Genomic DNA, 23,087 nt, shown 5'->3' on the forward strand with positions numbered 1-23,087 from the left:
ACAATTAGATGCAGAATTAAAAGAACAGCTAGAAAATATGAAGCAAGATGAGAAGAAAATCGAGGATAGCTTTTATAAAAATCTAGAGTTTGGCACAGGTGGTATGCGTGGTGAACTTGGTGCTGGTACGAACCGTTTAAACGTATATACAGTTCGTAAAGCAACAAAAGGATTAGCAAGCTTTATTGAAAAGTTAGGTGAGGAAGCGAAAAAACGAGGTGTTGTTGTAGCCTATGATTCTCGTCATAAATCACCTGAGTTCGCAATGGAGGTTGCTGCTACACTTGGTGCACGTGGTATCACAACATATGTGTTTGAAAGCTTACGTCCAACGCCAGTACTTTCTTTCGCAGTTCGTCATTTACATACAGTAAGTGGAATCGTTCTTACGGCAAGCCATAATCCGCCTGAATATAACGGATATAAAGTATACGGTGAAGATGGTGGACAGTTGCCTCCAAAAGAGGCCGATGAGTTAATTAGTTACGTAAACGCAGTAGAAGATGAATTAACAGTTGAAGTCGCTGATGTAGAGCAATTAAAAGCTGACGGTTTATTACATATTATTGGACAAGAAGTAGATGATGCATATGCTGCAGAATTGAACAATGTCATCATTAATAAAGAAATGGTACAAAAGGTTGGTAAAGACTTAAAAATCGTCTTTACACCATTACACGGAACATCAAATATTTCTGTACGCCGTGGTTTAAAAGAAGTTGGATTTACAGATGTAACAGTTGTAAAAGAGCAAGAGTTACCAGATCCAAACTTCTCTACAGTAAAATCACCGAACCCAGAAGAGCACGCAGCGTTTGAGTATGCAATTCGTGACGGTGAAAAGGTAGGCGCAGATGTATTAATCGCAACTGATCCTGACGCAGATCGTCTAGGTGTAGCGGTGCGCAATCATAATGGTGAGTTCCAAGTATTAACAGGAAACCAAACAGGTGCATTAATGCTTGATTACTTACTATCTCAAAAGAAAGAAAACGGAACGCTTCCGGAAAACGGTTTCGTATTAAAAACAATCGTAACGTCTGAGATTGGTCGTACAATTGCAAAAGCATACGGTTTAGATACAATTGATACGTTAACTGGATTTAAATTTATCGGTGAGAAAATTAGACAGTATGAAGAAAGCGGACAATATGAATTCCAATTCGGTTATGAGGAAAGCTATGGTTATTTAATCCGCCCATTCTGCCGTGATAAAGATGCAGTACAATCTGTCCTATTTGCATGTGAAGTAGCTGCATACTACAAATCACAAGGGAAAACGTTATATGACGGTCTATTAGAAGTATTTGAGAAATACGGATTCTTCCGTGAAGACCTTGTATCGTTAACGTTAAAAGGAAAAGATGGAGCGGAACAAATCCAAGAGATGATGGCGACGTTCCGTGAGAATCCTCCGAAAGAAGTAGCGGGCTTAACAGTCGTAGCAGTGGAAGACTATAAAGCAAGCATCGTTACGTCTTTACAAGATGGACATAAAGAAGAGATTCACTTACCGAAATCAAATGTGTTAAAATATCAATTAGAGGATGGTTCATGGTTCTGCCTACGTCCATCTGGAACTGAACCGAAGATTAAGTTCTACTTCGGTGTACAAGATAGTTCTTTACAAAATAGTGAACAAAAGTTACTTACTATTAAAGAAGACATTATGAATCGTTTATAATACAAAGTAATTTTAAGTAGTAAGGAACAAAAGGGAGCGAAATCTCCCTTTTGTTTTATGTAGGAAATAATTGCTATTAATTCCGACAGGAGAGAGGGTATTTTGTGATGAAAAAAGTAAGAAAAGCGATAATCCCAGCAGCTGGATTAGGAACACGTTTTTTACCAGCAACGAAAGCAATGCCGAAAGAAATGTTACCGATAGTAGATAAACCAACGATCCAGTATATTGTAGAAGAAGCAGTGAAATCGGGCATCGAAGATATTATTATCGTTACTGGTAAAACAAAGCGTTCTATCGAAGATCATTTCGATAACGCATTTGAACTAGAGCAAAACTTATTAGAGAAGAAAAAATATGAGTTACTTGAAAAAGTACAAGCTTCTTCAAAAATGGTAGATATTCATTACATTCGTCAAAAAGAGCCAAAAGGGTTAGGGCATGCTGTTTGGTGCGCGCGTAAATTCATTGGTGATGAGCCGTTTGCAGTGTTACTAGGTGATGATATTGTCCAAGCTGAGAAACCATGTTTACGTCAATTAATGGATGAGTATGAAAAGACACTTTCTTCTGTTATTGGTGTACAAACTGTTCCAGAAACAGAAACACACCGTTACGGAATTATCGATCCATTAGAACAAGAAGGTCGTCGTTACCAAGTTCGCAATTTCGTTGAGAAACCAGCACAAGGTACAGCACCTTCAAACTTAGCAATTATGGGACGTTACATTTTAACGCCTGAAATCTTTATGTTCTTAGAACAGCAACATGTCGGTGCTGGTGGTGAAATTCAATTAACAGATGCAATCCAAAGCTTAAATGAAATTCAACGTGTATTTGCTTACGATTTCGAAGGAAAGCGCTACGACGTAGGTGAAAAGCTAGGATTTGTTCAAACGACAATTGAAATGGCCCTGCAACACCCAGAATTACGTGATGACATGGTTGCGATGATGAAGAAAATTTTAGAAGAACAAGCGAATCAAGAGTCTTAATTTATAGGTAAAGTCCCTTTTGGATGTACAGTAGAGATATGTAATTTACTGTGCAATCTAAAGGGGACTTTTTATGAAAAAAAGACACTCTAGAGAGTGTGTCTTTAATTAGAACTTAAGTTTTTATCGGTCGGCTTCAATTCATTAGCTTTTGATTTAATTTCATTAGAAATAGCGATATTAATATTTCCGGCAGATTTTTTGTATTCTTGAATTAATGTATTAACATTTTGATTAAATGTAATTAAACTACCGCTTGGAGATTGAGATTGTTCATTAAGTGCAGTCACAATACCATACATTTTTTTATATTCTTCATAGGTTTCTTTGTACTTACTTGGCTGTTCTTTTGCAGCCTCAGAGACCAACCTTAAATCTCTTCCCATGCCGTTATAAAATACATCTACAGCTACAACCATATGATCAATTTCTTTTTTCTTAGATCTAAGAGCAGTATTGAAATCACTTCGGTTATTTATTGCGTTTGACCATGTAGTTGAATACTCGGACAATACATATGATGCAGAGTATTCGAAAGTTTCTATGGTGTTATAAAAAGATGCTGCAGCCTTTAAGTAATCAGCTTCTTTTTTCTTTTGAACTTGAATAGCCTGATATTCTCCCTCTATATTCGTTAATTTTGATATAGTGAAAAGTAAAATAAGGATTGATATAACTGATGTAAGAAATAGTATTATAGATGTTATAAAAACTTTTTTTGCTGCTACTTTTCGTATTTTCTTAATTAATCCGATGATAATAAAGATTACAGCCGCGCATAAACTAATTATAGTAAGAAATAGCAAGAAGAATGCTATACCGTTTCCAAGCATATAGTTCATTCCTAACTCGCTGTTTCCATATAATGTATAACTTCTGTATATACATAGCATGAAAAGTAAAGATAGTACGCCTACACCTATTTTAATAAGTGTATTTTTTGATAGTTTCACTGACTTTCCTCCAGAACATTGTTTTAATTAAATGTGCAAAATATAAGATTTTCTGGACTATCATAACAAAATTTATTTTTAATATGTGTCGTATATTGTCGAAAATAAAAAATGAGTTATTTCAGTATACTGAAATAACTCATTTTTTTATTATGAAATCGTCGAATGAGAATGCTGATAAGCAGAACGACGCACAGCATAGTATATGCGAGGGGCGATAATAGCACCGATAATTGTAAATGCAATATCTTTTACTGCAAACCACATCATAATCATCCAAGCAGCTTTATAGCTCATATTACCGCCCATAAAGAGATTGACTGCCCCGTACATGTAAGTAGTACCGATTATATAAGTTAAAATAATTCCTGTGAAAGAGGCAATCGCAAATGTAATGAATGTTGGTCTTTCTTTTTGTTCTACTAGTTTCCCCGATACGTAAGCAACGATAATAAATGCGATAATAAAACCACCAGTAGGATCTAAAAGTGCTCCAAATCCAGCTTTGAAGTTAGCGAAGATTGGTGCGCCGGCTAAGCCAACGAGCATATATACAGTCATGGATAAGGCACCAAGTCTACTTCCAAGAAGAAGCCCTGCTAAAATTGCGAAAAATGGTTGCATAGATAATGGGATGCCTGCTACTTGTAAGAAAGGTGCCCAAGATACAATATTTGCACCGATGGCCATAAGAGCAACGAACATGGCAGCTAATGCTAAATCTAAAACATGAAATCTTCTCATAATGTTAACCTCCTGTTGTTTTTGGGTTAACATTATCGTAGCGAAAATATTTACTTGTTGTCAATCAAAATATTTTGATAAGAAGGCTTTAAATAGTCTCTTAGCAACGTATATGGAATACGAAATTGTGGAATTCCACTTGAATAGGGAGCAATCTCATATAAAGGGAAATAAATGACGAGATTGTCTGGCTCTAAAAAGAAGTGAAACTTTTTCGTGCTCATTACCTTTTCAGTTGCATCGGGAAAATAAATGCTTTCATTTTGTTTAATTTGTCTTACAATCTCTGCACGGATTACTTCTTTATACTTATCTTTTTGTTGAAATAAATCGTCTAAATGCAGCACCTTTTTTTCGTTTAAATCAAATGTATTTGCCTTCCACGTATAAAGACCGTGTGCTCCGCCAGTATATTGATAGTAATTCACATATAGGCTAAGAAAAGGTGGTTTGTTTAAAGAGACTTTATAATCAACATTTGCTACGTACGGATGAAATGGTGTACTAGATCCTTCTGTCTCTTTATAATATTTTTTTGCTTCTTTTTCTAATTTGTTTTTAAATTTGTCAGTGGATTTTTTGTAGTATAAATTGAGTTTATTTTGAAATTTAGAATCAGAAAAGTTGTGAAAAGAAGGCCTATTTATTTGATATTCTATATAAGGTTTCTTACCTTTTTGCGTTACAGTCTTAACATCGATTGTCAGGTTAGATGCTTTGGCTGTTATTGCACAATTTGGTACAATAGTCAGCAAGGAGAACATAAGCAGTAATATACAAAATTTCTGTTTCATTTAGGTGAAGCCTCCTTATATAAGTGTTATAAGTAGTTTGAAAATAAATAGGTAAAATTATACATTTAATTAAAGTAAGAGAAGGGGGAAGCGATATGGCAAAAACTTTAATGGATTCACTTGGAATTGAGTTGTTAGAGATGACAGAAGATAAGGTGGTTGCTACGATGCCTGTTGATGAGCGTACGCATCAACCGTTTGGATTTTTACATGGAGGTGCATCGGTTGCATTAGCGGAAACAGTGGCAAGTGTTGGTTCATATAATTTAATTGATCAAGAAAAATGTATTTGTTTCGGATTAGAAATTAATGCAAACCACATTCGCTCAAAGAAAGATGGAATTGTAACAGCGATCGGAACACCGATACATAGAGGACAATCGACAATGGTTTGGGATGTTCGTATTATTGATGAAAATGATGATTTACTATGTATATCAAGATGTACAGTAGCAATTAAAGAAAAACGTGAAAAGTAAAAAAGAGGCGCTCTTATGAGCAGCCTCTTTTTCTTATAATTAGAACTGGATTTTCTTCTCTAAGAAACTTTTTAGTTCGCTAATTGGCATACGAACTTGTTCCATTGTGTCACGGTCACGTACTGTAACAGCTTTGTCTTCAACTGAGTCGAAGTCGTATGTGATACAGAATGGTGTACCGATTTCGTCTTGACGACGGTAACGTTTACCGATAGAACCAGTTTCATCAAAGTCTACCATGAAGTCTTTAGCTAATTCTGCGAATACTTCAGTAGCACCTTCAGATAGCTTTTTAGATAATGGTAAGATAGCTGCTTTGTATGGTGCTAAAGCAGGGTGGAAACGAAGAACTGTACGAGAATCGTTTTCTAATTGCTCTTCTTCATATGCATCACATAAGAATGCTAATGTTACGCGGTCTGCGCCTAAAGATGGCTCGATGCAGTATGGTACGTAACGCTCATTCGTTTGTGGATCGATATAGTTAAAGTCTTCGTTTGAGTGTTCCATGTGACGTTTTAAGTCGAAGTCTGTACGAGATGCAACGCCCCAAAGTTCGCCCCAACCGAATGGGAATTTGAATTCGATGTCAGTTGTTGCATTACTGTAGTGAGATAACTCTTCTTCACCGTGGTCACGAAGACGCATGCTCTCTTCAGTCATACCAAGTGAAAGTAACCAGTTTTTACAAGTTTCACGCCAGAATGCGAACCACTCTAAATCTTCACCAGGCTTACAGAAGAATTCAAGTTCCATTTGTTCGAATTCACGTGTACGGAATGTGAAGTTACCAGGCGTGATTTCATTACGGAAACTCTTACCGATTTGGCCAATACCAAATGGAAGCTTTTTACGCATAGAGCGTTGAACGTTTTTGAAGTTTACGAAAATACCTTGTGCTGTTTCAGGACGAAGGAAGATTTCGTTTGTGCTAGACTCTGTAACACCTTGGAATGTTTTGAACATTAAGTTGAACTGACGGATTTCAGTGAATTCTTCACTACCGCAATCAGGACATTTTACTTCATGTTCTTTCATTAAGTCAGCCATTTGGTCGAAAGTAAGACCATCAACAACCATTTCGATGCCTTTTGCATCTAAAGCATCCTCAATTAATTTGTCAGCACGGTGACGAGCTTTACATTTTTTACAGTCGATCATTGGATCGTTGAAGTTACCAACGTGACCAGAAGCAATCCAAGTTTTAGGGTTCATTAAAATAGCTGCGTCTAAACCAACGTTGTGTGGAGATTCTTGAATGAATTTTTTCCACCAAGCTTTTTTAACGTTATTTTTTAATTCGATTCCAAGTGGACCGTAATCCCAAGTGTTTGCAAGACCACCGTAAATTTCAGAACCAGGGAAAACAAAACCGCGATGTTTCGCTAAGTTTACAACTTGTTCCATTGAATACATAAGAAAATCCTCCTTTTGAAAGTTAACGTATTGGCGATGACATACTCTGATACTTTGGAAACGAGCAGTATAGCTAAAAAGAACATAAAAAAACGCTCATCCCAAGGCTTATTTGCCTAGGGACGAGCGTTTGCCCGCGGTTCCACCCTAGTTGATACACAAAAGGTGCATCCACTTTATCATGTATTGCTCGGGACTGCCGTTTCCTTGCGGCTTCAGGCTTTCACTATCCCTGAATCGCTTTTTATGCAAGTACTTATAAGTCCGTCATCGCTACTTATATTAGTAATAATGAACATATTCTAACACGTTCTTTTTTAAATCTCAATAGAGGAACGCGTCTATCTATGATAGAGTCTCGCCTATTTTTTCATTATTTATTCCGTAATTTTCTTTAATATGCTTAATTGCTTCACGCTTACTTAATGGAGCGAGCTCGTTGTTTTGCACGTATTCCCAAACTACATCCGGATTTGTTTTTGCATATTCACGAAGGACCCAGCCAATCGCTTTTTGAATGAAAAATTCTTTTGAAGAATGTAGTTGTCCAATAATCCAGAAAAGAAGTTCTTCATCCATCTTTTGTTTATATTTCAGTTGGAATAAAATAGCGGCGCGTTGTAACCATATGTTATCTGATGCAATCCATTTTGGAATATAAGCAGAAATCAATTCTGGGTGTTTTAAAAAGATAGTACCTAAGAATGTAGGGACGATGCTATCGACAGAGTCCCACCAAGATTTTGTGACAATAAGTTCTTCTAAGAAGGGGATATGAGTTTCGTTTATATGCTTTTTATATTTTTGCATAATATCAAGTGCGGCCGCTTGGAATTCACGTTCTGGTAAGTCCCAAAGCTCACGTACGATAATTTGGAAGTCTTTTTTATCTGGGAGAGTATGTATTTGAATGATGTCTTTTAATAATTGGCGTCTTTCCGGTGTTTGAATACCTAGAAATGGGAAGTGATTTTTCATATAACGAGCCATAGGTTCTGCTTTTTCAGGATTTTTATGAGCTGTGAAATGCTCTTGTAATGCTTTTACAAATGGATGCATAAGTGTTTCTCCTCTCTTATTCTCTTTCTTCTCTTATTATACAAAGAGTTTGGATAAATTTTAAAACATAACTTGCAATGTAATGAAATATGTTGAAAGTAGAGAGGAGAGGATAAGATGGAGGATCAAGGCGTACTAGCAGGTTTCTTTGCTCTTAGTTTTGCGTTTATTCTTGTTATATTGATTTGGGCAATTATTTCATATTTGTTAACGGCTTTTGCACTTTATTCGATGGCGAAAAATGATGGTGCAACGGACGGGGTGCTTGCGTTTATTCCGTTTTTGAATAGTAAGACGTGGGGTGACTTAGCGAAAGATAAATTACCAGATTTTTTGAAAGAAGAAGCAGGGTGGAAAGTATTCGGTATATATGTTGCATGTTTCATTTTTAATTTCGTACCTATTATAAGTTTACTAGCAACAGCTGTATCGATTGTATTGTCTATTTATCTTATCTATGCTATTTTAGACAGATATGGAACGAACTCTATATTATTTACGATTATTCATGTAATCACATTTTCGGTGTTCTTACCGATTCATTTATTTATTATTCGAAATGAACCGGTGAGATATAAAGAGTAGATTTTTCGTTTTTGTTGATAAGTCGATATATTTTAGATATAAGTAAAAAAGCGCCCTGATTATCAGAGCGCTTTTTTTACTACATAAGGTAGCGTAAATAAATATAAATGTGAGAAATGATTAATGAAACGATCATAATTGGGAAACCAACTTTTAGGAATTCCATGTAACTAAATTTATGTCCTTCGCGACTCGCAATACCTGCAACGATTACGTTAGCAGAAGCTCCGATTAATGTTCCGTTTCCACCGAGACAAGCACCTAGTGCTAATGCCCACCATAATACATCGATTTGTGCGTCAGATGGTGATAAGCCTAGCCCAACTGCCATATCGTTAATAAGTGGAATCATTGTTGCGACGAATGGGATGTTATCAATTGTTGCAGAGGCAATACCAGATACCCATAAAATAAGGATGGATGCGTAAGAAATATCTCCGCCTGTTATACCAATTACTTTTTGAGCTAACATTTTGATAAGACCGATATCGATAAGTCCTCCAACAAGTACGAATAGCCCTGCGAAGAAGAAGATTGTTACCCACTCTACGCTTGCAAATACTTCTTCAATTTCATGCTCTTTCACACCAATTAACATAAGTACAGTAGCACCAGTTAAGGCAATGATAGCCGCATCAATATGGAAAATAGAATGAGTCATGAAACCTACAATCGTAAGTCCAAGCACCGTTAAAGATTTTTTCATTAATACTGGATCTTTAATGTATTGTTTTTCATCTAAGCTCATTAATTTTTTAACCTGTACAGGATCGGCAATTAATTGTTTACGGTACATGAAGTAAAGTATTGTTGCTGTAACTCCAATAATAATAATTACGATTGGTGCTAGATTCAATAGGAAAGCATTGAAGTCTAAATGCTTATTGGCAGAACCAATCATAATGTTAGGTGGATCACCAATTAATGTTGCCGTTCCCCCAATGTTTGAAAAAATAATTTCAGAAAGTAAATATGGAACAGGATTTACTTGCAGTATGCGCGTAATAGATAAAGTAACTGGAACAACAAGAAGTACAGTTGTAACGTTATCTAAAAATGCGGAGCCAAGCGCGGTAAGTAGGGAAAGGGAAATTAAAATTTTAATTGGATTTCCTTGTGCCCCTTTTGCTGCTTTAATGGCAACGTATTGGAAAACACCTGATTTACTCGTAATGTTCACCAAAATCATCATACCGATGAGTAGCGTAATCGTTCCCCATTCAATATGTTTCGTAAAGGCGTTATGTAAATCGACGACCCCCACAATTACCATGAATGCTGCACCAAGAAGTGCGATGACAGCGCGATTAATTTTTTCAGAAATAATAATGGCATATGTAATTAAAAAGACTGCGATAGCAAAATAATACTGCCAGTTAGCGAGTTCTTGCGTTGTTTCGTGCAAAAATCTCATCTCCTTTCATTCATTTTTCTTAGTGTGTCAAATATTAACTAGATGAAACACACATAACGTCATTATAAAGTAGAAAAACTGCGGATGTAAATGAAAGGAGGGATTTTGTCATATTTTCTGCATAGGTCATTTTTTCTTATTTTTTAAAATATTTGTGGGCATTTGACATATATATAAGATACATCCAATCTGAATATTTAAAATGGAATTAGCATTCGAGCTTGTTCGTGTAGGAGTGTCAAATAGAAAGGAATGATAAAAATGATAAGGAAGGGATCGTATGGATGAACAACGATTTTTATTTTTAGACTTTGAGTTTACGATGCCCCAGCATAGAAAGAAACCGAAAGGATTTTTTCCGGAAATTATTGAGGTAGGACTCGTTTCAGTTGCTGGCTGTAAGGTGGAAGATACGTATTCATCACATGTCAGACCGAAAACATTTCCCTCTTTAACGGATCGATGTAAGAAGTTTTTAGGAATAAAACAAGAAGTCGTGGATAAAGGGATTTCATTTCCTGAACTCGTTAAGAAGCTTGCGGAATACGAAACGAAATGTAAACCGACAATTGTAACGTGGGGAAATATGGATATGAAAGTGCTGAAGCATAATTGTGAAATGGCAGGGATAGCTTTTCCATTCTTCGGACAGTGTCGTGATTTATCGCTTGAGTATAAGAAGTTTTTTGGAGAAAGAAATCAAACAGGATTATGGAAAGCAATTGAGGCGTACGGAAAAGTAGGGACAGGGAAGCATCATTGTGCGCTTGATGATGCGATGACGACGTACAATATTTTTAAACTAGTAGAAAAAGATAAAGAGTATTTAGTAAAACCAGCACCTCCAACATTAGGAGAACTCGTTGATTTTTCAAAAGTGTTAAAGAAAGTGAGCACACAGTAACGACCAAATTGCACATTATGTAATTTGGTCGTTTTGTTTTTTACAGTTTGTAGTCTTTCTTTAACTGTTCTAATGTTTCTAGACTACGCTCTGCAAAAGGTGAATCATCTTCAGAAAATGAATTCATTTGGGTTTCTAATGCTAATTTTAGTGACTCGGTATAATCCGGAATTTCTCCTTCATATTTTTTCACCATTTGCTCTGGAATGTTCGTCTGTTCACGGAAAGCTAAAGCGCGTCTTTCATGGAAAAATGGTACGTCAGCTTGTTTTACGTTATGTAAGTCACCTTGCACCGGATGTTTTAAAACAGCTAATACTTTTACGACGTAACTGCCAGGGCGGCTATTTGTAACTTCGCCGATGTATTTGCCAGTTTTATAAATCCCAGTAACGATTTCACCAATTTTAAATGTTTCTCTCATATTTTTCACCTCAAGTTTATAGTAAGGAAAGTAGGAGAAGGAGTCAAAGAAATCATTTGCTTTCAGAACGCCCCTTGAGAATATGGATAGGTTCCACTATAATTTAAAGTGATATAACAGAAAATTCTGATGTTTTATAAATCCTATAATAAGGAGTGTTCTATATGATGCCTTTATATTTTCCGGAAGATAAAACAGAATATATTATTCCAGGGATTGTTTGCGTGCTATTTATCATTGGTGCCGTTGCTACGTGGCGTATGTTCATTCGTGTATCAAAACGCGAAGCGGAGCGATTACAGAAAGTTGAAGAAAAACTTTTAGCGGAAAAGAAACAGTAACTCATTTTTGTATGTTTCCCTCTATGCTCGGACAATCTAAGGGCAGAATATATTTTGGAGGGAACAGAATGAAGAAACGGCTTTTTTTTAGTTGTTGTTTATTATTTCTGATGGCAGGTTGTGACCAAGGAAAGCCGAAAGAAATTGAAGTGAAATTACATAATGCTTCAGGTGATGAAGTAGGGACGGCGAAAGTAGTTCAGCAAACAAGTGGAGTGAAAATTACGATTAAAGGAGAAGGTTTCACGCCGGGACCACACGGACTACATGTACATGAAATCGGAGAGTGTAAGGCACCTCGTTTTGAATCAGCCGGGAATCATTTTAATCCTGATGATAAAAAACATGGTCTTCTTAATCCGAAGGGTGCAGAAAACGGTGATTTACCGAACGTAGTTGCAGATGGTTCTGGAAAGATTAAAGCGGAAATCGATGCACCTCACATCACACTTGAAGAAGGAAAAACGACGATTCATAGAAAAGATGGAGCGTCTATTATTATTACAGAAAATCCTGATGATGGTATGACTCAACCGACAGGTAAATCAGGAGATCGAATTGCTTGTGGCGTAATTGTAAAAAAAGCATCGGATATGAAGAAAAAGTAAAAGCTACCGTGCTGGTAGCTTTTTTTGTGTAGTATAAGTGAAAATATATCAGCGATTATTGGAATATATCGACTTACCGACAAAATATGACAAAGGATTCTGTCCAAAAATGATTAGGGGACAGACTCCTCTATTATTATGAAAATGTATGACGCAGTCTGTTCAAAATTTCTTCTAAAACAGATCGTGGACAGCCGATGTTAATTCGAATATGTTCTTCGCCACCTAACCCGTATTTCTCACCAGGTTCAACGATGATTTTTCCTTTTTCCTCAAGTAATGCAGTACGCTCGTTTTGAGAAAGCTTTAGACGAGAACAATCAATCCATAATAAAAAGCTACCTTCGGGCTTCGTTACGGAAAGAGCAGGTATGTGAGTTTTAATATATTCACAAGCAAATTGAGCATTATCTTCTATATATAATCGAATTTCGTTTAACCAATCATTACATTCTGTATAGGCACTTTGCATCGCTGTATAAGCGAAGATATTTAACCCGTGGAATCCTTGTCTATACTGGATAGCTGTAAAGGCGTGACGGAGTTTTTCGTTTGGAATGATAATAATCGATGCTTGTAATCCAGCGATATTAAATGTTTTACTTGGAGCCATACAAGTGATAGTGCGCTCTGCTAATTCTTCAGATAAGGAAGCGAACGGCGTATGTGTATGGTCTGCATAAATGATATCGGAATGAATTTCATCCGCGACAACGATTACGTTATATTTAGTACATAACGATCCGAGCTGCACAAGTTCCTCTTTCGTCCAAACGCGTCCGATTGGGTTATGAGGGCTACAAAGAAGCATGAGTTTGACGCCTTGCTGAAACTGCTTTTCTAAATGCTCGAAGTCTATCACATATGTATCATTTTGTTTCTGTAATGGACTCACGCATAACTCTCTGTTGTTTGTTGTGACCATTTCGAAAAATGGAGGATAAATAGGTGGTTGTACGAGAACGGATTCGTTTTCTTTTGTGAAAGCCTGTATGCTCGTACTAAGAGCTGGAACGATCCCCGCACTAAAAACGATCCATTCTTTTTGAATGTCCCAGTTGTATTGTTTTTTTGTCCAGTTACAAATAATATCCCCAATATTTTCGGGAGGAAGTGTATAGCCAAAAATCGGATGTTCGATCCGTTGTTTTAAGGCAGTTTGAATTGGTTTTGGTACTTCAAAATCCATATCAGCAATCCAAGCGTGGAGAAGTTCTTCGTTTTTATAAGTATCCCATTTTGTGCTATGTGTTCCACGCCGATTTACTGTTTTATGAAATAGTTGCATACGTTTGCCCCCTTATTCTGTAAAACCGTTAAGTTATGAAAGTTCTCTCTCTTCTTATAGAATAGCTGATGTGATAGGATAAAGAAAAGTATTAAAAAGTGAAAAGGCGGGAAGCGAATGGGTACATATGAAAAGATGATAGAGGTTGTGAAGAATTGGGATCCGTTTCAAATGGGACCGGAGTTTTATGAAACAGAAGCGAGCGATGTTGTGAACGTCATAAGTGTGTTTGATGATCCAAAATACATCGCAAAGAAGATTCAACATATATACTTTATGTCTTTTGAGGAAGTACCTGCGCTTGAAAAATGTGAGAAATTAGCTATGGAATTACTTGTAATAAAAGAAGGCGGAAGCTGTTCATTGTAGGCTGTCGGAATTTCCGACGGCCTTTTTTATATTATCCCGCTATTTGCCGGGCAGTAAGACCCCCACCTCAAAATTCAGCAGAAGCAAAGAAGTTAGGTGGGGCTAATTAAAGTTTCACTTTATTGCGCAGAAAAAGCGATAATTTCTTCATAAACATGTTCAGGCTTTTCTTCAGGTAGTAAATGTCCTGTATTTTCGTAAGAAATAAATTTTGAATTCGGTAAATCTTTGTGTAGACGATGACCTACATGTACAGGGACGACGCGGTCTTTTTCACCCCAAATGAGTAGTGTAGGTGTTTCGATTTTTTGTAATTCAGTTGAAGATAAGTCGCCTTCACGGTCTCGTATCATGCGAGTTAAAGCGGGAAATATACGGTCGTCATAAAAAGGAGCGGAGTAACCTTTTTTCATTTCATCGTCAATTAATGAGTGATCATGAACGACATTCATTAAGTTATGAACAATACCGCGTCTAATAATCCAGTTCTTTACGTATAAATGAAAGAACGGTAAATAAGAAGAGTATAGTAAAGGTAAGGTTGCGCGTGCTAAATAGCTAGAGCTGCATAGTAAAATCGTTTTTGAAATGAGTTCAGGACGTATACGGTTTACATAGAGAGAAATTTGCCCACCCATAGAGTGCCCAACTAATACAATGTTTGAGAGAGATAAGTGCTCAATTAAATCAATAATAATCGTTGCTAAATTGTGATAAGAATACTTAAACAGATGAGACTTATCACTTTTTCCGAACGGTGGTAAATCAAGAGCAATCACTGTTCCTACTTTCGATAGTAAGGGAATGAGGCGGCGGTAACTGAATGAGGAAGATAAAAAGCCGTGAACGAGTACGAAAGTAGGACATTCTGTTTTGTTATCGTGTTCATACAATTCGTAATGAATAGTAGTGCCGCGAGTGGAAAAAGTGAAATAAGGACAAGTATATTCGTGATTCATTTTTTGTCACTCCATTGATTTTTGTTCATATCATCTCCAAGGAAGAAGAAAATATGTTAACAAAAAAAGGCAAGATGACGATGTCATCTTGCCTTTCGCTTATTCAGTATTACCCTCGAACAATATTAGGCGGTGTTTTTCCTTGTAACCCTGCAACTAAATTTTCAGCGGCGGTCATGGCCATTTGCTGACGAGTTTTTAATGTTGCAGATCCGATGTGCGGTAAAGTCACAACATTTTGTAATGATAAGAGCGGATTATCTTTTTGAATCGGCTCTTGTGTAAAAGTATCGATGCCTGCTGCAAAGATTTTCTTTTCTGTTAACGCATGGATTAACGCTACTTCATCTACTGTTTTTCCGCGAGAAGCATTAATAAAGATTGCTGTTTCTTTCATTAATGAAAATTCCTTTTCTCCGATAAGGTGATATGTTTCATCTGTTAATGGAGTGAGAAGGATAATAAAGTCAGACTGTTTTAGTAGCGTCTGTAAATCGCAATATGTAGCATCGAATTTTTGTTCAGCTTCTTCTTTACGACGACGGTTATAGTAAAGAACATTCATATCAAATCCGAATTTTGCTCGTTTTGCAACAGCTTCTCCAATTCGTCCCATTCCGATAATACCGATTGTACTGTGGTGTACATCTAGTCCGAAGTGCTCTTTTCCGATTTCAGCGTTCCATTCACCATTTTTTACATAAGAATCGAGTTCGCAAACACGGCGCCCAGCAGATAACATAAGGGCGAAAACGAGATCAGCTACTGTATCATCTAATACGTATGGGGTATTCGTTCCGATAACATTTCGGTTTTTCATCGCTTGTAAATCAAAATTATCGTAACCGACAGAAATGTTGCTCACTACTTTTAAGTTAGGAGCCACTGTCAGTAATTCTTCATTAATAGCAGATCCGAAATTTAATAACCCATCTTTATCTTGTATTTTCTCTAATAGAACATCACGAGGTACTTTCTCATTTTGATCCCATTTTTCATAATCACAGTGTTCTGATAAATAGTTTTCTACAAATGTTGGAACTGGTTCAGCAATATAAACTTTTGGTTTCACGGTTCCATCCCCTTTCGCTTTATCCCGCATTTTTCCGCTGATTAAAGTTTCACTTTATTTTGACATAATTCAATAGAAAAATCTTCTTTTCAAACTGGAAAGGGTATTTGTATAATTTAAACACAAACGAAAAGGAAGGATGATTTATATGGTAACAGAAAAAGAATTAGAATTATTAGCTTGTCTTGAAAAGAGTAGTCGATTATCTGTAGATACATTAGCGAAGCTGTTAAATATAGAGGTAAAAGAAGTAAAGAAGATGGTTGCGAGATTAGAAAATGAAAAGATTATTGTGGATTATGTAACACATATTGATTGGACGAAGGTGAAAGAACATACAGGTTTAACGGCAATGATCGATGTGAAAGTTACGCCAAAGCATGGCGTTGGGTTTGATGCGGTTGCTGAACAAATTTATCGTTATTCAGAAGTGAAATCCGTTTATTTAATGTCAGGGACATATGATCTTTCTATTACATTAGAAGGGAAAACGATGGGGGAAGTAGCGATGTTTGTTTCTGAGAAATTAGCAACAATTGAATCTGTTGTTTCTACAACTACTCATTTCATTTTGAAGAAGTATAAACATGAGGGCGTTATTTATGAAAAAGACGATGATGATAAGCGAATTGTGGTGACACCATGAAGCAATTTGAACTATCTAGATCAGCAGAATCTTTAAAACCATCTGGTATTCGAAAATTTTTTGATTTAGCAGCAAATATGAAAGGTGTTATTTCCCTCGGGGTCGGAGAGCCGGATTTTGTTACACCTTGGAATGTAAGGCAAGCATGTATTCGTTCTTTGGAACAAGGGTATACGTCATATACAGCAAATGCAGGATTATTGGAGCTCCGTCAAGAAATAGCAAAGTATCTAAAAAAACAATTTGCAGTATCTTATGATCCAAGTGATGAAATCATTGTTACAGTTGGAGCGAGCCAGGCGTTAGATGTAGCGATGCGCGCCATTATAAATCCTGATGATGAAGTGCTCATTATTGAACCGAGCTTCGTTTCTTATGCCCCACTTGTGACATTAGCTGGAGGAGTTCCGGTTCCTGTGGCGACTACTTTAGAAAACGAGTTTAAAGTACAACCAGAACAAATTGAAGCAGCTATTACAGCGAAAACAAAGGCAATTTTGCTTTGTTCACCAAATAACCCGACAGGTGCAATGCTAAATAAATCCGAGCTTGAAGAAATAGCAGTGATTGTTGAGAAGTACAATTTAATCGTATTATCTGATGAAATTTATGCAGAGCTTGTATACGACGAAGTATATACAAGTTTCGCAAGTATTAAAAATATGCGTGAGCATACGATTTTAATTTCAGGATTTTCAAAAGGATTTGCGATGACAGGATGGCGTCTCGGTATGATTGCAGCTCCTGTTCAATTTTCAGAATTAATGCTCAAAATCCATCAGTATTCAATGATGTGTGCACCGACTATGTCTCAGTTTGCAGCACTTGAGGCGTTACGCACAGGGAACGATGAAGTAATTCGAATGAGAGATAGCTATAAGAAGCGTCGTAACTTCATGACGACATCTTTCAATGAAATGGGCTTAACGTGTCATGTGCCGGGCGGAGCATTTTATGTTTTTCCTTCTATATCTTCAACTGGATTATCTTCAGCGGAATTTGCAGAACAGTTATTGCTGGAAGAAAAAGTGGCTGTTGTCCCTGGTAGCGTATTTGGCGAAAGTGGTGAAGGATTTATTCGTTGTTCATATGCGACGTCGCTTGAACAACTTATGGAAGCAATGAAGAGAATGGAACGGTTTGTAGAAAATAAAAAAAGGACAAAACGTAATACGTTTTGTCCATAAAAGGGGGGGAATACTAGAAAGCCATGTGTTAGTAGTCTATCCCAATATTGGAGAATTATACTTATTTAAGGGAAATTTTTCATGAATTTTGAATGAGTTCTGTCATAGTGGTATAATTTACTAATATAAGGTATACGCATTCTAGATATCATTATCTAGAATGCGTACTAACCAATCGGATATTTAAAATAAATATATCTGCTTTGCTCTCTATAATTGTAGAGAGAATGGTAAACGTATGGGAGTGTTTCATATGTCAGAACAATATACAACAGGAGTGGTTGTAACAGGGAAAGTGACTGGAATTCAAGATTACGGTGCATTTGTAGCGTTAGATGCAGAAACACAAGGACTTGTGCATATATCTGAAATTACAAATGGATATGTAAAGGATATTCATGACTTTTTAAAAGTCGGCGATACAGTAGAAGTAAAGGTACTTTCAATTGATGAAGAGCACAGAAAAATGAGTTTATCGTTAAAAGCGGCGAAAAGAAAACAAGGAAGGATTCTTATACCGAACCCATCTGAAAACGGATTTAATACGCTGCGAGAAAAGTTGGCAGAATGGATTGAAGAGTCCGAGTTAACAAAGTAAAAGAGGAACGCATATGAGCGTTCCTCTTTTACTTTATCTTATGATATATATTTGCAAATATGATTGCATGCAATCATATTCGTATGTCGGAGGTGAAAGGACATACTGATTATCGAATTTCGTTTGTTTCTGGGTGCGTACCAAGATTTTCAGATGGTTTAAACAGTAAACCAAGATTGATAAGCCCAGATATACCAACGATGCCGTAAATAATACGTGCAAGAGCTGAATTTTGTCCGCCGAAAATGGCTGCTACTAAGTCAAACTGGAAAAATCCGATTAGTCCCCAGTTCACAGCGCCAATTACAGTAAAGACTAATGCGATACGTTGCAGAGTACTCATGAAAAAGCCCCCCTTAATTGTGAAGCATGAGCAAGCGATGAGTTAATTAACTCTTTTATAGAATGGGGTAGTTATGTTGTTTTTATACATAAAAAATGTTCGAAAAAGGATGTATATACATCTATACCGAAAAATACGAATTTTTATGCAAAAAATGAACTTTTTCTAAAAATTATATATTGGTTACGTTTACAATGTTTGAATCCCTTGATTTACAACTTCAGTTTCGCTAAAGTGAATACAGAAATACATATCCATAATTGGAGGGAAAAAGATGAGTACACATGTAACGTTCGACTATTCTAAAGCGTTATCCTTCATCGGTGAACATGAAATCACTTATTTACGTGATGCAGTGAAAGTAACACATCACGCAATCCACGAAAAAACTGGAGCTGGGAACGATTTCCTTGGGTGGGTAGACCTTCCGCTTCAATATGACAAAGAAGAATTCGCTCGCATTCAAAAATGTGCAGAAAAAATTAAAAATGACTCTGACATTTTACTTGTTGTAGGTATTGGTGGTTCTTACCTAGGAGCACGCGCAGCAATCGAAATGTTAAGCCATTCTTTCTACAACACGCTATCTAAAGAACAACGTAAAACTCCACAAGTGCTATTTGTTGGACAAAACATTAGCTCCACTTACATGAAAGATTTAATGGACGTATTAGAAGGTAAAGACTTCTCTATTAACGTTATTTCCAAATCAGGTACAACAACAGAGCCAGCACTAGCATTCCGTATTTTCCGTAAGTTATTAGAAGAGAAGTATGGAAAAGAAGAAGCTCGCAAACGTATTTATGCAACTACAGATAAAGCACGTGGTGCATTAAAAACATTAGCTGATAACGAAGGTTACGAAACATTCGTTATTCCAGATGATGTTGGAGGACGTTTCTCTGTATTAACGCCAGTTGGTTTATTACCAATCGCAGTAAGTGGCTTAAATATTGAAGAGATGATGAAAGGTGCAGCTGCTGGTCATGATGACTTCGGAACATCAGAACTAGAAGAAAACCCAGCTTACCAATACGCAGTAGTTCGTAACGCTTTATACAATAAAGGAAAAACAATTGAAATGCTTGTTAACTATGAGCCAGCACTTCAATACTTCGCTGAGTGGTGGAAACAGTTATTTGGTGAAAGTGAAGGAAAAGATCAAAAAGGTATTTTCCCATCTTCAGCAAACTTCTCAACTGACTTACACTCATTAGGTCAATACGTTCAAGAAGGTCGTCGTGACTTATTTGAAACAGTTCTTAAGGTAGGTAAATCTACACATGAACTAACAATCGAATTAGAAGACAACGATTTAGACGGATTAAACTACCTTGCTGGTGAAACTGTAGACTTCGTAAACACAAAAGCATACGAAGGTACATTACTTGCACATAGCGACGGGGGAGTACCAAACTTAATCGTAAATATTCCTGAATTAAATGAGTACACATTCGGTTACCTTGTATACTTCTTCGAAAAAGCATGTGCGATGAGCGGCTACTTATTAGGCGTAAATCCATTTGACCAACCTGGCGTAGAAGCATACAAGAAAAACATGTTTGCTTTACTTGGTAAACCAGGATTTGAAGAATTAAAAGCAGAATTAGAAGAGCGTTTAAAATAATAAAAAGCGACCGGATTCCGGTCGCTTTTTATTATTTTATCGAAAAGTCCATCAGTATATTCAAACTAGAGTGGGTATGCTAAAGGAAAAGTCTTGGAGGGATGGGCTTGATTCCGATTCAATCAAATTTAGAAGGACGTACATATGCGTTATATAAATTAGAAGAGGTTATGAAACCACTTGGATATAGTATTGGTGGTAATTGGGATTATGATAAAGGATGCTTCGATTACAAAATCGATGAAGAAGATGGGTATCAATTTTTACGAGTGCCGTTTACAGCAGTAGATGGTGAACTAGATGTACCTGGTGTAGTAGTCCGTCTTGAAACGCCGTATATTCTTTCGCACGTATATCAAGACGAACTAGATGATAATGTGAATACTTTAACCGCGGGAACGAGTGGGATGGATCAATTTGCTGAACCGAAAGATCCAGATGCAGAAGTGAAAAGAAAATATATCAATATTGGAAAAGTGCTCATGCGGGAACTAGAAAAACATTTTCTTAATGGTGAATAACAATGAGTACATCGCTTTCGATAAGAATGAAGGTATGGACTGGGTTAATCATATATTGATCGTCGCGCTTTATACCTAGTAAGAGAATGTTTTGTTTTAAAAGGGTATAGCTACAATTTGCAAAGGTTTGTCCGGTGCAGGACGGAGAGAGCTCCATCAGTTGTAATTTGTTATCAGAGATTTCATCGTAAAGTGAGAATAGTACACCTGAAATAGAAGGGAATAAAAGAGAAGCGGTAAATACATAACTCGTTAATTTATTTCCTTCTATAATTTCTGACGCGCCAGCTCTCGTTGCATTTTGAATTTGTTCAGTAGTAAGTAGTTCGGCGATGCAGTGAATGTTTGGATTGAGTCCTTTTGCAGTTAAAATATTTAAAATGGATTGTGTATCTGCTAAGCTTTCGTTCTTTTCTTTATCCGCTGTTATTAATATGGTGTGTGCCGTTCTAATATTAGCCTTTAATAAAGTTTGATCGTGATGTGGACAACCTTTTATAAATTCTAAATGATGAAATGGTTTTGGGAGTAAAGAAAGTGTTTCATCAATTAAAACGATATCAAGGTTTGGTTGTAATACATGCATTTGCTTTACAACATGTTTTGCACGCTCATTCCAGCCAACGATAATCATATGACCGTTAGAGGTAGCGGCTTCTTCACCTTTAATTTTCATATATTGTTTACTGATCATCTCAGTAGCGAATAGAACCATATAATAAGAACAAAAGCCAGTTCCTAATAAAATAATACTTATACCTATTAGTTTTCCTATCGTTGTATGGGGAGCAAAGTCGCCATATCCAACTGTAAAAATGGTAACGATTGACCACCAAATTCCGTCAAACCATGTAGTGAAATGAGAGGGTTCTAATCTATGTATAAGAAAACCAGAAAAAGCAGTGAATACAATAATAAAACAAATTAAACGAAAAATAATGGAATCACGAAATGTATCTACTAAATTCGGACGGGATTTCAATAGTAAATTCCTCCTTGTTTTGCAGGACTACATTCATTGTTACCATTATAGAAAAAAGAAAAACTCTCTAATTAAAGAGAGTTTGTTTTATGCTACATACTTTCCACTTCAGTTTGTTGGACACTTTCAAGATGTTGAAGAGCATAGTAAACATCAGCAGTAGGTCTTTTTTGATCAATGGACAGTTTAAGATGTAAATAGTGAGAACCGTTTTCTAATGTTTTAAGCTTCATATTCTTAACTTTTATATCCATTTCCTTTATTTCTTCAATTACGATTGGGATATTGTCCATATTTCGTACAACAAGTTTCACAGCGATATCACGTTGACGAAATGACCTAGGGCCTACATATTTCATCGCGAGTGGTATAAGTTCGACACTAATCATAAGGAAACACATTCCGAAAATCGCCTCGATATAGAAACCAGCTCCAACGGCAATACCAATACCAGAAGCACCCCAGATCATAGCGGCAGTCGTGAGCCCTGCAATGCTATCGTTGCCTCTTCTTAAAATTACGCCAGCACCTAAAAAACCAATTCCTGATACAATTTGAGCGGCAAGTCGAAGTGGATCCATATTCATATGATCGGTATGTGGTAAGTTATAAGCTGCTTTAATAGAAACAATCGTTAGGAGGCAACTAATAATAGAAATAACTAAACACGTTTTTAAACCAAGTGGTTTCCGTTTTAATTCGCGTTCTAAACCAATGGCAAACCCTAAAATCGCCGAGAGACCTAGTTTGATTAATAAATCGGTATAGTCCATATATATTCCTCCTTGTATGATATGGTATATGAATAAAACGCTTAGTATAGAAAGAAACGTTTTTTGATAGAGTAACTTTATATAAAATATATGTAGGAATTACTCATACATGAAAGAGATATTTCGTTTAAGTATATGATATTAAAAAAGAAATGTGGGCAGTTTTAAAAAAAGTTTATAAAAGGTGTTGCATTTCATTTTTCACCATGATATATTAATAACCGTCGCTGATGCGGAAACGCAGAAAACGACAAAAAAGAAATTGAAAAACTTAGTTGACATCGAAAAACGAAGATGTTAACATAAGGAAGTCGCAAATGAG

Annotated in this window: 26 protein-coding genes; 13 read left to right on the forward strand and 13 right to left on the reverse strand. The window is 36.4% G+C overall.

Features of this window, described 5'->3' with window-relative positions:
- Together ACTJJY_RS29595 and galU are read left to right on the forward strand one after the other, a co-directional pair.
- The coding region (locus ACTJJY_RS29595; protein ID WP_440607138.1) for a phospho-sugar mutase at window positions 1–1,684 on the forward strand (1,684 nt) is incomplete at its 5' end.
- Between the two features lie 107 nt (window positions 1,685–1,791).
- Entirely contained in the window at window positions 1,792–2,679 is an 888-nt protein-coding gene (gene galU, locus ACTJJY_RS29600) for a UTP--glucose-1-phosphate uridylyltransferase GalU (RefSeq protein ID WP_000757823.1), read from the forward strand.
- Between the two features lie 104 nt (window positions 2,680–2,783).
- Here galU and ACTJJY_RS29605 read toward each other — a convergent pair whose 3' ends face one another.
- From ACTJJY_RS29605 to ACTJJY_RS29615, 3 genes are all read right to left on the reverse strand, one after another.
- Complete coding sequence (locus ACTJJY_RS29605; protein WP_440607247.1) at window positions 2,784–3,632, reverse strand: hypothetical protein; 849 nt, start codon at window positions 3,630–3,632, stop codon at window positions 2,784–2,786.
- 150 nt (window positions 3,633–3,782) lie between these two features.
- Complete coding sequence (locus ACTJJY_RS29610; RefSeq protein WP_001252150.1) at window positions 3,783–4,376, reverse strand: biotin transporter BioY; 594 nt, start codon at window positions 4,374–4,376, stop codon at window positions 3,783–3,785.
- Window positions 4,377–4,426: 50 nt separating this feature from the next.
- On the reverse strand, window positions 4,427–5,170 hold the full coding sequence (locus ACTJJY_RS29615; protein ID WP_440607248.1) for a DUF3298 and DUF4163 domain-containing protein: 744 nt from the start codon (window positions 5,168–5,170) through the stop codon (window positions 4,427–4,429).
- A 95-nt stretch (window positions 5,171–5,265) separates the two neighbouring features.
- Here ACTJJY_RS29615 and ACTJJY_RS29620 point away from each other — a divergent pair, with 95 nt between their 5' ends.
- Window positions 5,266–5,649 (forward strand): hotdog fold thioesterase, encoded by a 384-nt coding sequence (locus ACTJJY_RS29620; RefSeq protein ID WP_001140612.1) that lies wholly within the window; start codon window positions 5,266–5,268, stop codon window positions 5,647–5,649.
- A 39-nt stretch (window positions 5,650–5,688) separates the two neighbouring features.
- On the opposite strand, the gene ACTJJY_RS29625 is transcribed toward ACTJJY_RS29620, so the two are convergent.
- On the reverse strand, window positions 5,689–7,065 hold the full coding sequence (locus ACTJJY_RS29625; RefSeq protein ID WP_440607249.1) for a glycine--tRNA ligase: 1,377 nt from the start codon (window positions 7,063–7,065) through the stop codon (window positions 5,689–5,691).
- 345 nt (window positions 7,066–7,410) lie between these two features.
- Window positions 7,411–8,124: a DNA alkylation repair protein gene (locus tag ACTJJY_RS29630; RefSeq protein ID WP_000553298.1), complete on the reverse strand. Its 714-nt coding sequence runs from the start codon at window positions 8,122–8,124 to the stop codon at window positions 7,411–7,413.
- 117 nt (window positions 8,125–8,241) lie between these two features.
- On the opposite strand from ACTJJY_RS29630, the gene ACTJJY_RS29635 reads away from it, so the two are divergent.
- Entirely contained in the window at window positions 8,242–8,709 is a 468-nt protein-coding gene (locus tag ACTJJY_RS29635; protein WP_000390061.1) for a hypothetical protein, read from the forward strand.
- A gap of 79 nt (window positions 8,710–8,788) precedes the next feature.
- Here the strand turns inward: ACTJJY_RS29635 and ACTJJY_RS29640 are convergent, their stop codons facing one another.
- A complete protein-coding gene (locus ACTJJY_RS29640; protein ID WP_000545210.1) occupies window positions 8,789–10,114 on the reverse strand; it encodes an ArsB/NhaD family transporter in 1,326 nt (441 codons plus the stop codon).
- 289 nt (window positions 10,115–10,403) lie between these two features.
- On the opposite strand from ACTJJY_RS29640, the gene kapD reads away from it, so the two are divergent.
- Window positions 10,404–11,027, forward strand: a complete 624-nt coding sequence (gene kapD, locus ACTJJY_RS29645; protein ID WP_000344356.1) for a 3'-5' exonuclease KapD — start codon at window positions 10,404–10,406, stop codon at window positions 11,025–11,027.
- 40 nt (window positions 11,028–11,067) lie between these two features.
- Here the strand turns inward: kapD and ACTJJY_RS29650 are convergent, their stop codons facing one another.
- Entirely contained in the window at window positions 11,068–11,451 is a 384-nt protein-coding gene (locus tag ACTJJY_RS29650; RefSeq protein ID WP_440607250.1) for a kinase-associated lipoprotein B, read from the reverse strand.
- Window positions 11,452–11,615: 164 nt separating this feature from the next.
- On the opposite strand from ACTJJY_RS29650, the gene ACTJJY_RS29655 reads away from it, so the two are divergent.
- On the forward strand, window positions 11,616–11,792 hold the full coding sequence (locus ACTJJY_RS29655) for a hypothetical protein (RefSeq protein ID WP_000982763.1): 177 nt from the start codon (window positions 11,616–11,618) through the stop codon (window positions 11,790–11,792).
- 68 nt (window positions 11,793–11,860) lie between these two features.
- Window positions 11,861–12,400: a superoxide dismutase [Cu-Zn] gene (sodC, locus tag ACTJJY_RS29660; protein ID WP_016079888.1), complete on the forward strand. Its 540-nt coding sequence runs from the start codon at window positions 11,861–11,863 to the stop codon at window positions 12,398–12,400.
- Between the two features lie 136 nt (window positions 12,401–12,536).
- Here the strand turns inward: sodC and ACTJJY_RS29665 are convergent, their stop codons facing one another.
- Window positions 12,537–13,688, reverse strand: coding sequence for a MalY/PatB family protein (locus ACTJJY_RS29665; RefSeq protein WP_440607251.1), 1,152 nt, complete (start codon window positions 13,686–13,688; stop codon window positions 12,537–12,539).
- Window positions 13,689–13,805: 117 nt separating this feature from the next.
- Here ACTJJY_RS29665 and ACTJJY_RS29670 point away from each other — a divergent pair, with 117 nt between their 5' ends.
- Window positions 13,806–14,057, forward strand: a complete 252-nt coding sequence (locus ACTJJY_RS29670; protein WP_000537638.1) for a YugE family protein — start codon at window positions 13,806–13,808, stop codon at window positions 14,055–14,057.
- Window positions 14,058–14,176: 119 nt separating this feature from the next.
- On the opposite strand, the gene ACTJJY_RS29675 is transcribed toward ACTJJY_RS29670, so the two are convergent.
- Window positions 14,177–15,016, reverse strand: a complete 840-nt coding sequence (locus ACTJJY_RS29675; protein ID WP_440607252.1) for an alpha/beta fold hydrolase — start codon at window positions 15,014–15,016, stop codon at window positions 14,177–14,179.
- A 109-nt stretch (window positions 15,017–15,125) separates the two neighbouring features.
- A complete protein-coding gene (locus ACTJJY_RS29680) occupies window positions 15,126–16,118 on the reverse strand; it encodes a 2-hydroxyacid dehydrogenase (protein WP_440607253.1) in 993 nt (330 codons plus the stop codon).
- Window positions 16,119–16,236: 118 nt separating this feature from the next.
- Between ACTJJY_RS29680 and ACTJJY_RS29685 the strand changes: the two genes are divergently transcribed.
- The 3 genes from ACTJJY_RS29685 to yugI all read left to right on the forward strand — a co-directional run bounded on the left by ACTJJY_RS29685 (window position 16,237) and on the right by yugI (window position 18,519).
- The gene (locus ACTJJY_RS29685; RefSeq protein WP_440607254.1) at window positions 16,237–16,734 is read left to right on the forward strand and encodes an Lrp/AsnC family transcriptional regulator; all 498 of its coding nucleotides are present in this window, start codon (window positions 16,237–16,239) and stop codon (window positions 16,732–16,734) included.
- Window positions 16,731–17,921 carry an aminotransferase gene (locus ACTJJY_RS29690; RefSeq protein WP_097925195.1) on the forward strand — a complete coding sequence of 397 codons (1,191 nt, stop codon included), beginning with the start codon at window positions 16,731–16,733 and terminating at the stop codon, window positions 17,919–17,921. The genes ACTJJY_RS29685 and ACTJJY_RS29690 overlap by 4 nt, the downstream gene beginning before the upstream one ends.
- A gap of 253 nt (window positions 17,922–18,174) precedes the next feature.
- The gene (gene yugI / locus ACTJJY_RS29695; RefSeq protein ID WP_000003764.1) at window positions 18,175–18,519 is read left to right on the forward strand and encodes a S1 domain-containing post-transcriptional regulator GSP13; all 345 of its coding nucleotides are present in this window, start codon (window positions 18,175–18,177) and stop codon (window positions 18,517–18,519) included.
- A gap of 109 nt (window positions 18,520–18,628) precedes the next feature.
- On the opposite strand, the gene ACTJJY_RS29700 is transcribed toward yugI, so the two are convergent.
- Window positions 18,629–18,862 carry a DUF378 domain-containing protein gene (locus ACTJJY_RS29700; protein WP_000105788.1) on the reverse strand — a complete coding sequence of 78 codons (234 nt, stop codon included), beginning with the start codon at window positions 18,860–18,862 and terminating at the stop codon, window positions 18,629–18,631.
- A 274-nt stretch (window positions 18,863–19,136) separates the two neighbouring features.
- Here ACTJJY_RS29700 and ACTJJY_RS29705 point away from each other — a divergent pair, with 274 nt between their 5' ends.
- On the forward strand, window positions 19,137–20,489 hold the full coding sequence (locus ACTJJY_RS29705) for a glucose-6-phosphate isomerase (protein WP_000103664.1): 1,353 nt from the start codon (window positions 19,137–19,139) through the stop codon (window positions 20,487–20,489).
- A gap of 107 nt (window positions 20,490–20,596) precedes the next feature.
- Complete coding sequence (locus ACTJJY_RS29710; protein ID WP_000612347.1) at window positions 20,597–21,010, forward strand: YugN-like family protein; 414 nt, start codon at window positions 20,597–20,599, stop codon at window positions 21,008–21,010.
- On the opposite strand, the gene ACTJJY_RS29715 is transcribed toward ACTJJY_RS29710, so the two are convergent.
- Entirely contained in the window at window positions 20,997–21,992 is a 996-nt protein-coding gene (locus ACTJJY_RS29715) for a potassium channel family protein (RefSeq protein ID WP_098840617.1), read from the reverse strand. The genes ACTJJY_RS29710 and ACTJJY_RS29715 overlap by 14 nt on opposite strands.
- Before the next feature lie 92 nt (window positions 21,993–22,084).
- Window positions 22,085–22,765: an MgtC/SapB family protein gene (locus ACTJJY_RS29720; protein ID WP_000386677.1), complete on the reverse strand. Its 681-nt coding sequence runs from the start codon at window positions 22,763–22,765 to the stop codon at window positions 22,085–22,087.
- Between the last annotated feature and the right edge of the window lie 322 nt (window positions 22,766–23,087).

It is taken from the genome of Bacillus sp. 22475 (genome assembly GCF_052044835.1).
GTDB lineage: Bacteria > Bacillota > Bacilli > Bacillales > Bacillaceae_G > Bacillus_A > Bacillus_A cereus.

What these genes read in the sequence shown, in the direction of transcription:
- galU (WP_000757823.1), top strand. Translation starts at nt 1,792, where the DNA reads ATGAAAAAAGTAAGAAAAGCGATAATCCCAGCAGCTGGATTAGGAACA.
- ACTJJY_RS29610 (WP_001252150.1), bottom strand. Translation starts at nt 4,376, where the DNA reads ATGAGAAGATTTCATGTTTTAGATTTAGCATTAGCTGCCATGTTCGTT.
- ACTJJY_RS29615 (WP_440607248.1), bottom strand. Translation starts at nt 5,170, where the DNA reads ATGAAACAGAAATTTTGTATATTACTGCTTATGTTCTCCTTGCTGACT.
- ACTJJY_RS29620 (WP_001140612.1), top strand. Translation starts at nt 5,266, where the DNA reads ATGGCAAAAACTTTAATGGATTCACTTGGAATTGAGTTGTTAGAGATG.
- ACTJJY_RS29625 (WP_440607249.1), bottom strand. Translation starts at nt 7,065, where the DNA reads ATGTATTCAATGGAACAAGTTGTAAACTTAGCGAAACATCGCGGTTTT.
- ACTJJY_RS29630 (WP_000553298.1), bottom strand. Translation starts at nt 8,124, where the DNA reads ATGCATCCATTTGTAAAAGCATTACAAGAGCATTTCACAGCTCATAAA.
- ACTJJY_RS29635 (WP_000390061.1), top strand. Translation starts at nt 8,242, where the DNA reads ATGGAGGATCAAGGCGTACTAGCAGGTTTCTTTGCTCTTAGTTTTGCG.
- kapD (WP_000344356.1), top strand. Translation starts at nt 10,404, where the DNA reads ATGGATGAACAACGATTTTTATTTTTAGACTTTGAGTTTACGATGCCC.
- ACTJJY_RS29650 (WP_440607250.1), bottom strand. Translation starts at nt 11,451, where the DNA reads ATGAGAGAAACATTTAAAATTGGTGAAATCGTTACTGGGATTTATAAA.
- ACTJJY_RS29655 (WP_000982763.1), top strand. Translation starts at nt 11,616, where the DNA reads ATGATGCCTTTATATTTTCCGGAAGATAAAACAGAATATATTATTCCA.
- sodC (WP_016079888.1), top strand. Translation starts at nt 11,861, where the DNA reads ATGAAGAAACGGCTTTTTTTTAGTTGTTGTTTATTATTTCTGATGGCA.
- ACTJJY_RS29665 (WP_440607251.1), bottom strand. Translation starts at nt 13,688, where the DNA reads ATGCAACTATTTCATAAAACAGTAAATCGGCGTGGAACACATAGCACA.
- ACTJJY_RS29670 (WP_000537638.1), top strand. Translation starts at nt 13,806, where the DNA reads ATGGGTACATATGAAAAGATGATAGAGGTTGTGAAGAATTGGGATCCG.
- ACTJJY_RS29675 (WP_440607252.1), bottom strand. Translation starts at nt 15,016, where the DNA reads ATGAATCACGAATATACTTGTCCTTATTTCACTTTTTCCACTCGCGGC.
- ACTJJY_RS29680 (WP_440607253.1), bottom strand. Translation starts at nt 16,118, where the DNA reads ATGCGGGATAAAGCGAAAGGGGATGGAACCGTGAAACCAAAAGTTTAT.
- ACTJJY_RS29685 (WP_440607254.1), top strand. Translation starts at nt 16,237, where the DNA reads ATGGTAACAGAAAAAGAATTAGAATTATTAGCTTGTCTTGAAAAGAGT.
- ACTJJY_RS29690 (WP_097925195.1), top strand. Translation starts at nt 16,731, where the DNA reads ATGAAGCAATTTGAACTATCTAGATCAGCAGAATCTTTAAAACCATCT.
- yugI (WP_000003764.1), top strand. Translation starts at nt 18,175, where the DNA reads ATGTCAGAACAATATACAACAGGAGTGGTTGTAACAGGGAAAGTGACT.
- ACTJJY_RS29700 (WP_000105788.1), bottom strand. Translation starts at nt 18,862, where the DNA reads ATGAGTACTCTGCAACGTATCGCATTAGTCTTTACTGTAATTGGCGCT.
- ACTJJY_RS29705 (WP_000103664.1), top strand. Translation starts at nt 19,137, where the DNA reads ATGAGTACACATGTAACGTTCGACTATTCTAAAGCGTTATCCTTCATC.
- ACTJJY_RS29720 (WP_000386677.1), bottom strand. Translation starts at nt 22,765, where the DNA reads ATGGACTATACCGATTTATTAATCAAACTAGGTCTCTCGGCGATTTTA.